The organism is Streptomyces sp. NPDC026673 (assembly GCF_040638135.1).
In the GTDB taxonomy this organism is placed as follows: Bacteria; Actinomycetota; Actinomycetes; order Streptomycetales; family Streptomycetaceae; genus Actinacidiphila.
This window is the reverse complement of sequence record NZ_JBEZXR010000074.1, coordinates 1-7114: the sequence shown is the minus strand read 5'-3', so window position 1 is coordinate 7114 and position 7114 is coordinate 1. Positions and strand designations below refer to the sequence as shown.

The window sequence follows — 7114 nt, the reverse complement described above, 5'->3', positions numbered from 1 at the left end:
GTAAGCCCGGCAGATCGCCGAAGGCGACCCGGAACGCCTTCGCGTCCTGCGCCGCAGGTCCCGCGGCGACGCGTCCCGGGCGTGGCGCGGGCCCTGTGCGGGGACCGCGCCTCCCGGCGAGCCGGACAGCGCTTCGCGCCTGCGCCGCCTCCTCAGCCCTTGCCGAAGTACTGCAGCGGGAAGCCGCCGTTCCCCAGGACGCGGTGGGTGAGGGCACCCGCGAGGGAGGTGAGGCGGTCGACGCCGGCGGCGCCGAGGTGTTCGTAGGGGGCACGGTCGAGACGGTCGGTCACGCCCTCGATCTCGCGCCGCAGTTCGACGCCGCGGTCCGTGAGGTCGCCCGCGCCGTCGAGGAGGCCGCGCTCCCGGAGCCGGTCCTCGGCGGCGGCCCACTGCTCCGCGGACCAGCCGCGGCTGCGCTGCACGAAGCGCGGGTTGAAGCCCTTCCCGGTGGCGGTGTGGGTGACCAGGGCCTCGAGTCCGTCGAGGCCGGCGGCCGCGAGCGCCGCGAGGTGCCCGTCGCCGCGGTGCTCGCGCAGCAGGGTGGCGGCGTGCCAGAGCGCCAGGTGGGCCCGATCGGGCACCGGCAGGTCCGCGTTGGCGGCGTACAGGGGTCTGGCCTCGCGGGTGCAGACCTCGGCGGCGCGCAGCGCCAGACGGGCGGCGTCGGCGAGGTCTGCCGAGGCGATGACCTCGGGCCCGAGCAGCCGGGTCAGTACGGCGTCGGCGACGCGCAGCCGGGCCTCGACGACCGCGCCCGGGGTCGCCAGCTCCCAGGCGCGCGGGACGACCGGGGCGATGATCGCGTGGTTGAAGTTGTAGAACGTGGCGGTGACCGTCCCGGCCGAGACCGCGCCCAGCGGGGCGGCCCGCCCGGCGAAGTAGGCCATGGCGCCGCGCTCCAGGCCGATGGCCGCGAGGTCGTCGTCGTACTCGGGGGAGAAGTACACGACCGAGTGCAGGGGATTGAGGGCGTTGTGGCAGCGCCGGCCGGCGCGCGGCTCCAGCGCGGGGGCGGGAACGGTGGCGGTCATGCCAGCAGGTTACCGACCGGTCGGCATGTCGCCGAGACCCGCATCGCCGAAACGCCGATTCCGTCGTCCGGAAGGCGGCAACCACTGATTCCGTTGACAGCATGGCGTTGCACTGCTCATATGACTAGCCTCGGCTCCCCGGAACCACGCACCTCTCGGAGGCCCTCGCGATGCCCGCCCCCGGACGTACCCTCCCCGTCACCGAGCGCACCCGCCATCGCCGCCTCCGCGAGCAGGGCAGCGTCTCCCGCGACGACCTGGACGCCGTCCTGGGCGCCGGTTTCGTGTGCCATCTCGCCGTCGTCGTCGACGGCACGCCCCTGGCCCTGCCCACCGTGTACGGATACGACGCGGCCGCGGGCACCCTGTACCTCCACGGTTCCGTGGCGAGCCGCAGCCTGCGCCCGGCCTCGGACGCGCCCGTGTGCGTCACGGTGACCCACGTCGACGGCCTGGTCCTCGCCCGCTCCGTCTTCGAGCACGGCGTCAACTACCGCAGCGCGATGGTCCTCGGCGTGCCCCGCCCGGTCACCGACCCGGCGGAGAAGCTGCACGGCCTGCGGGTGCTCACCGAGCAGTGCGCCCGGGGGCAGTGGGACCACGCCCGGCCCCCGGACCGCAGGGAGCTCGCCGCGACGACCCTGCTCGCCCTGGCGACCGACGAGGCATCGGTGAAGATCCGCACCGGTCCGCCCGAGGACGGCGACGGGCCGGACGCCGCGCTGCCCGTCTGGGCCGGTGTCCTGCCGCTCGCCACCGCGTGGGGGACACCCGTCCCCGACCCGGCGCTCCGCGACGGCGTACCGCTGCCGCCGCACCTGGCGGCCCTCGTCACCGCCCCACCGTCCAGGTGAAACGCGGCTCCCGGCGCTCCAGGAACGCGGCGACGCCCTCCGCCGTCTCGGCACTGCCCTCGGACTGCCGGGCCCAGTGCCCGATCCGCGCGGGGTCCGGCTCAGGTACGGCGAACTCCTTGGCCGCCGCCTGGGTGAGCAGCGACCGCGAGGCCAGCACGCCGGCGAACTCCTCGACCCGCTTGTCCAGTTCGTCCTCCGGCAGCACTTCGTCGACCAGCCCGGTCCGCAGCGCCCGCTCGTGGCCGATCAGTTCCGCCGAGAACAGCAGGTACTTCGCGGCCGACGGGCCGACCAGACCCGTCAGCCGCCGGGTCGAGGGCGCCGGGTAGACGATGCCCAGCCGGGCCGGGGTGACCCCGAAGCGCGTTCCCTCCGCGGCGAACCGCAGGTCGCAGGCGGCCGCGAGCTGGCAGCCGCCGCCCACGCAGAAGCCGCGGATCGAGGCGAGCGTCGGTTTGGGGAACGCCGCGAGCGCCTCCTCCGCCTCGACGGCCGCGCTCTGCGCGGTGCCGGAACCGCTCGCCGGATCGCGCAGGTCGGAGATGTCCGCGCCGGCGCAGAAGGTCCCGCCCGCGCCGGTGAGCACCAGGACGCGTACCGCCGGGTCCGCGGCGAGCCCGTCGAGCAGGCCGGGCAGCTCCCGCCACATCGCCACGGTCATCGCGTTCCGCTTGGCCGGATGGCTGATCGTCACGGTGGCGGTGGCGCCCGCCGTGTCCACCAGCAGGCCGGGCCCGGACGGCTCGGACATGCCCGCATCCCTCTTCTCGTCGTCTTCCCGGCCGCCGGAGGTCGCGGAGGCGGCCGGACGGGGATCCTATCCCGGTCCGGCCGGCGGCAAATCGGGTATATGACCGGTAGCCCACGACTGGCCCCCGACGAGCGCGAGGAGGCGGCGATGACCCCGTTCAAGGGACGCAAGAAGCAACCGGAGCCCCCGGAGGCCGGGATCAAGCGCAGCTTCGGCTGGGTCGCGGCCCTCGGGGCGGTCCTCGTCGTGGGCGGTCTGGTCGGGCTCTTCTACGTGGGCTTCGCGACCATCACCTCGATGCTGCTCTTCGGCTGGCTCCTGCTGGCCGGCGGTATCGTCGGCCTGGTCCAGGCGGTGCAGAACCGCCACACCAACTTCTTCTGGCTCGCCCTGGTCGTCGCGGCCCTCTACATCGCCGCCGGGGTCGTCGTGATCCGCAACCCCGAGCAGACGGCGGCCGCGCTCACCATGTTCGCGGCGCTGCTCTTCCTGACCGGCGGGATCTTCCGCCTCTTCGGAGGGCTGGTGGTGCGCGGGCCGCACATGGTGTGGACGCTCATCCAGGGCGCCATCGGCATCCTGCTGGCGATCCTGGTTCTGGCGAACTGGCCGGAGAGCAGCCTGTACGTCATCGGCGCCTTCTTCTCGCTGGCGCTGCTCTTCGACGGGCTGGGGCTGCTCGGCGCCGGTCTGGGCGGCCGGCGGATCGTCGGAATGGTCGCCGATGCCCGGGACGCCCCACTGACGCGTCAGTGAAACCGGAACCGCCGGATCAGTTGGGCTCACGCACCTGGCACGTTCGATCGTCTTGAGTCGGAGGCGGTCGAAACATGTGGATTTACGGTCAGCGGCTCGGGGTGAGCCCGTCGGCTGCCGACACTCGATCCGTGAGGCGGACCTCGCCGCCGCCCGTGACGGGCGGCCCGCGGGGGCTGCGGGGAGCAGCACGCGAATGCGAGGGTGAAGACCGCCATGGACGTACGCGGGAGCGTCCCGCCCCCCGAACCGGTGCCCCCGATGGCGCCGGATGTCCCGCGCCCGTACGAGGGCGTGTGGCGCTTCACCGCCCCGGCGCTCGACTCCTCGGTGCCGCAGGCCCGGCACGCGGTGCGCGACCTCATCGTCCGGCAGGGCGTGCCGGCCGGCGAGGAACTGCTGCACGGCCTGCTGCTGATCGTCTCCGAACTCGTGACCAACGCGGTGCGGCACGCCGCCCTGCTGTCGCCCGAGATCGCCGTGGAGCTGGCCGTCGGTGTCGACTGGGTCCGGGTGGCCGTCGAGGACAACCACCCGTACCGTCCCAAGGCCCTCCAGGTCGACGACGCCGACACCGGCGGGCGCGGACTGCTGCTGGTCAAGACCGTCACCGCCGAGGCGGGCGGGATGTGCGACGTCCAGCAGACCACCACCGGGGGCAAGGTCATCTGGGCCGCGCTCCCGCTGCCGCCCGGCCCGCTGCACTGACCGGCGCGACCGGGACTACCAGCCCGCGTCGCCCGTCAGCTCGCGCACCGCGGGCAGCGCGGCCTCGAGCACGGTCGGGAACCAGGCCGAGAACGGCCCGGAACCGCGGAGCGCGGCGAGCTCGGCGGGCGTGACGAACGCGGTCTCGCCGATCTCCTCCGGATCCGGGTCCAGCGGCGCGGTCACCAGCCCCACGAAGAGGTGGTTGTACTCCTGCTCGACCAGCCCCGACGCCGGGTCCGGGTGGTTGTAGCGGACCGTGCCGGCCTCCCGCATCAGCGCGGGCGCCACGCCGAGCTCCTCGGCGGTGCGGCGCGCGGCGGCGACGAAGGGCGGCTCGCCCGGGTAGGGGTGGCCGCAGCAGGTGTTCGACCACACACCGGGGGAGTGGTATTTGCCCGCCGCCCGGCGCTGCAGCAGCAGCCGGCCCTCGCCGTCGAAGAGGAAGACCGAGAACGCCCGATGGAGCCGGCCCGGCGGCAGATGCGCCGAGAGCTTCTCCGCGGTACCGATCGTCGCGCCGGCCTCGTCGACCAGTTCGAGGAGGATCGGCGCCGAGACGCCATTGGAAGAGGGGTCCGCGGAGGGGGTGTGGGGCCGGCCGGCGGCGGGGCTCGTGGGCATGGCCATCCTTTGCTTCGACGACAAGACCTCAGTCTGCCTCACGCGGGGACACGGGATGTGGTTGCAGCGCGCTTCGGATCCGTGACACTGCGTCGATCCGTGCGGCATCCGGTCAGTGGCACAACCGCGCCTCGTGCTCCGCGTGTCCCACCGGTTCGAGCTGGAACGTGCAGTGTTCGACGTCGAAATGCGTGCCGAGGCAGCCCTGCAGGTCGTGCAGCATCTTCTCGTGGCCGACCGCGTCCAGGACGTCCCGGCTCACCACGACGTGGGCCGAGAGCACCGGCATCCCGGAGGTGATCGTCCACACATGCAGGTCGTGCAGCCCCTCCACCCCGGGCAGCGCCAGGATGTGTGTGCGCACGTCGGCCATGTCCACGTCCTTGGGGGCGGCCTCCAGCAGGACGTCGATCGCCTCGCGCAGCAGCTTCCACGTCCGCGGGACGATCATCAGGCCGATCAGGATCGACGCCACCGGGTCCGCCTGCTGCCAGCCGGTGGCCAGGATCACCACCGCCGCCACGACCACGGCCAGCGAGCCAAGGGCGTCCGCCATGACCTCCAGGAAGGCGCCCCGGACGTTCAGGCTCTCGCGCTGCCCGCGCATCAGCAGCAGCAGAGACACCGAGTTGGCCACCAGACCGATCACACCGAAGACGATGGTCAGTCCGCCCTCGACCTCGGTGGGGCTGATCAGCCGGCGGACCGCCTCGTAGAAGATGTACGCGCCCACGCCGAACAGCAGCACCGCGTTGGCGACCGCCGACAGGATCTCGGCTCGGGCCAGCCCGAAGGTGCGGCGCTCGCTCGGCGGGCGGTTGGCGAAGCGGATGGCCACCAGGGCCATCGCGAGGCCCGCCGCGTCCGTCGCCATGTGCCCGGCGTCGGCGAGCAGCGCGAGCGATCCGGTGAGGGCGCTGCCGACGACTTCCGCCACCAGGATCAGCAGCGTGATGCCGAGCGCGACGCGCAGCCGCCCGCGGTACGCCGAGGCCGCGGTGCCCGCCGGTACGGACCCCGGCCCGTGCGCGTGGCCGTGCCCGTGCGCGTGCCCGTGCCCTGCCCCCATCGCCCGTACTCCCGTCCGTCGCCCTCCGCTGTGCGGCGAGCCCGCGCGCGGAGACCGGCGAGCCCAGTGAACAACGGTCACCGTCCGTGGGCAACTCGCCGCCGGCGGCCGTCGTCAACTGCGGTGACCTGCGGCGATGGCCTGGACACCGCACGTGGCGGAACGGGCGCCCGTGGTCAGGGGCGGCGCGCCTCGGGGTGGTTCAGGCACCAGCCCTCCCACGCGGACTCCACCATCTCGCGGATGCCGCGCGTCGCCGTCCAGCCCAGTTCCTCTCGGATCAGCCCGGCCGACGCGACCACGCTCGCCGGGTCGCCGGCGCGCCGCGGCACGACCACCGGCTCGACGTCCTTGCGTCCGGTGACCTCGAGGATGATCCCGATCAACTCCCGGACGGAGACGCCCTCGCCCCGCCCGATGTTCACCGTCAGGTCGGCGGCGCCGTCCCGCTCGCCGACCCAGCGGGCGGCGGCGAGATGGGCGTCGGCGAGGTCCTCGACGTGGATGTAGTCGCGGACGCAGGTGCCGTCCGGCGTCGGATAGTCGTCCCCGAAGATCTGCGGGGCCTCGCCCCGGGTCAGCTTCTCGAAGACCATCGGGACGATGTTGAACACCCCGGTGTCGGCGAGCCGGGGCTCGGCCGCCCCCGCGACGTTGAAGTAGCGCAGACAGGCGGTGGAGATCCCGTGCGCCCGGCCGGCCGCACGGACCAGCCACTCGCCCGCGAGCTTCGTCTCGCCGTACGGGCTCAGCGGGAGGCACGGCGTGGACTCGGTCACCAGGGGCACGTCGGGCAGGCCGTACACGGCAGCGGAGGAGGAGAAGACGAAGCGCCCGATGCCCGCGTCCGCGACCGCCTCCAGCAGCGTGCCCAGGCCGCCGAGGTTCTCCCGGTAGTAGCGCAGCGGCTGCTCGACCGACTCCCCGACCTGCTTCCTGGCGGCCAGGTGCACGACACCGGTGACGCCGTGCTCCGCGATCGCGCGGTCCAGCAGCGCGCGGTCCAGGACGGAGCCGGTCACCACGGGCACGGTCCCGGGGATCCGGGCCGCGACGCCGGCCGAGCCGTCGTCGAGCACGACGGCGCCCTCGCCGGATTGGGTCATCGCCCGCACCACGTGAGATCCGATGAAGCCTGCGCCGCCAGTGATCAGCCATGTCATGGCGCCACCCTAGTTGTGTGCCCGTTGTTCGTGTGCGGCGCCGTTGTGGTTGCGGTTGGGGTTTCCCCGCCCGCCCTCCCGATTGCCCGGCGCGGTCAGTGACCGCGCCGCTGCGTGTGTGGGTGGGCCGGGTGCGGGGCCTCCGGGGCTGG

General features: G+C 73.6%; 8 protein-coding genes. 3 read left to right on the top strand and 5 right to left on the bottom strand.

The window, feature by feature from the left end; all coding sequences use genetic code 11:
- Positions 1 to 152: 152 nt before the first annotated feature.
- Entirely contained in the window at positions 153 to 1034 is an 882-nt protein-coding gene (locus AB0F62_RS34160) for a hypothetical protein (RefSeq protein WP_361808502.1), read from the bottom strand.
- Positions 1035 to 1204: 170 nt separating this feature from the next.
- On the opposite strand from AB0F62_RS34160, the gene AB0F62_RS34155 reads away from it, so the two are divergent.
- Positions 1205 to 1888 (top strand): pyridoxamine 5'-phosphate oxidase family protein, encoded by a 684-nt coding sequence (locus AB0F62_RS34155; RefSeq protein ID WP_361808499.1) that lies wholly within the window; start codon positions 1205 to 1207, stop codon positions 1886 to 1888.
- Here AB0F62_RS34155 and AB0F62_RS34150 read toward each other — a convergent pair.
- Complete coding sequence (locus AB0F62_RS34150; protein WP_361808496.1) at positions 1866 to 2642, bottom strand: enoyl-CoA hydratase-related protein; 777 nt, start codon at positions 2640 to 2642, stop codon at positions 1866 to 1868. The two genes, AB0F62_RS34155 and AB0F62_RS34150, sit on opposite strands and share 23 nt — an antisense overlap.
- Before the next feature lie 147 nt (positions 2643 to 2789).
- Between AB0F62_RS34150 and AB0F62_RS34145 the strand changes: the two genes are divergently transcribed.
- Together AB0F62_RS34145 and AB0F62_RS34140 are read left to right on the top strand one after the other, a co-directional pair.
- A complete protein-coding gene (locus AB0F62_RS34145; protein WP_361808589.1) occupies positions 2790 to 3398 on the top strand; it encodes a DUF308 domain-containing protein in 609 nt (202 codons plus the stop codon).
- Between the two features lie 261 nt (positions 3399 to 3659).
- Positions 3660 to 4106, top strand: coding sequence for an ATP-binding protein (locus tag AB0F62_RS34140; protein WP_361808586.1), 447 nt, complete (start codon positions 3660 to 3662; stop codon positions 4104 to 4106).
- A gap of 15 nt (positions 4107 to 4121) precedes the next feature.
- Here AB0F62_RS34140 and idi read toward each other — a convergent pair whose 3' ends face one another.
- The 3 genes from idi to galE all read right to left on the bottom strand — a co-directional run bounded on the left by idi (position 4122) and on the right by galE (position 6962).
- Positions 4122 to 4730, bottom strand: coding sequence for an isopentenyl-diphosphate Delta-isomerase (gene idi, locus AB0F62_RS34135; protein WP_361808493.1), 609 nt, complete (start codon positions 4728 to 4730; stop codon positions 4122 to 4124).
- A 112-nt stretch (positions 4731 to 4842) separates the two neighbouring features.
- Positions 4843 to 5799: a cation diffusion facilitator family transporter gene (locus tag AB0F62_RS34130; RefSeq protein WP_361808490.1), complete on the bottom strand. Its 957-nt coding sequence runs from the start codon at positions 5797 to 5799 to the stop codon at positions 4843 to 4845.
- A gap of 176 nt (positions 5800 to 5975) precedes the next feature.
- Positions 5976 to 6962 carry a UDP-glucose 4-epimerase GalE gene (gene galE / locus AB0F62_RS34125; RefSeq protein WP_361808487.1) on the bottom strand — a complete coding sequence of 329 codons (987 nt, stop codon included), beginning with the start codon at positions 6960 to 6962 and terminating at the stop codon, positions 5976 to 5978.
- Positions 6963 to 7114 lie beyond the last annotated feature (152 nt).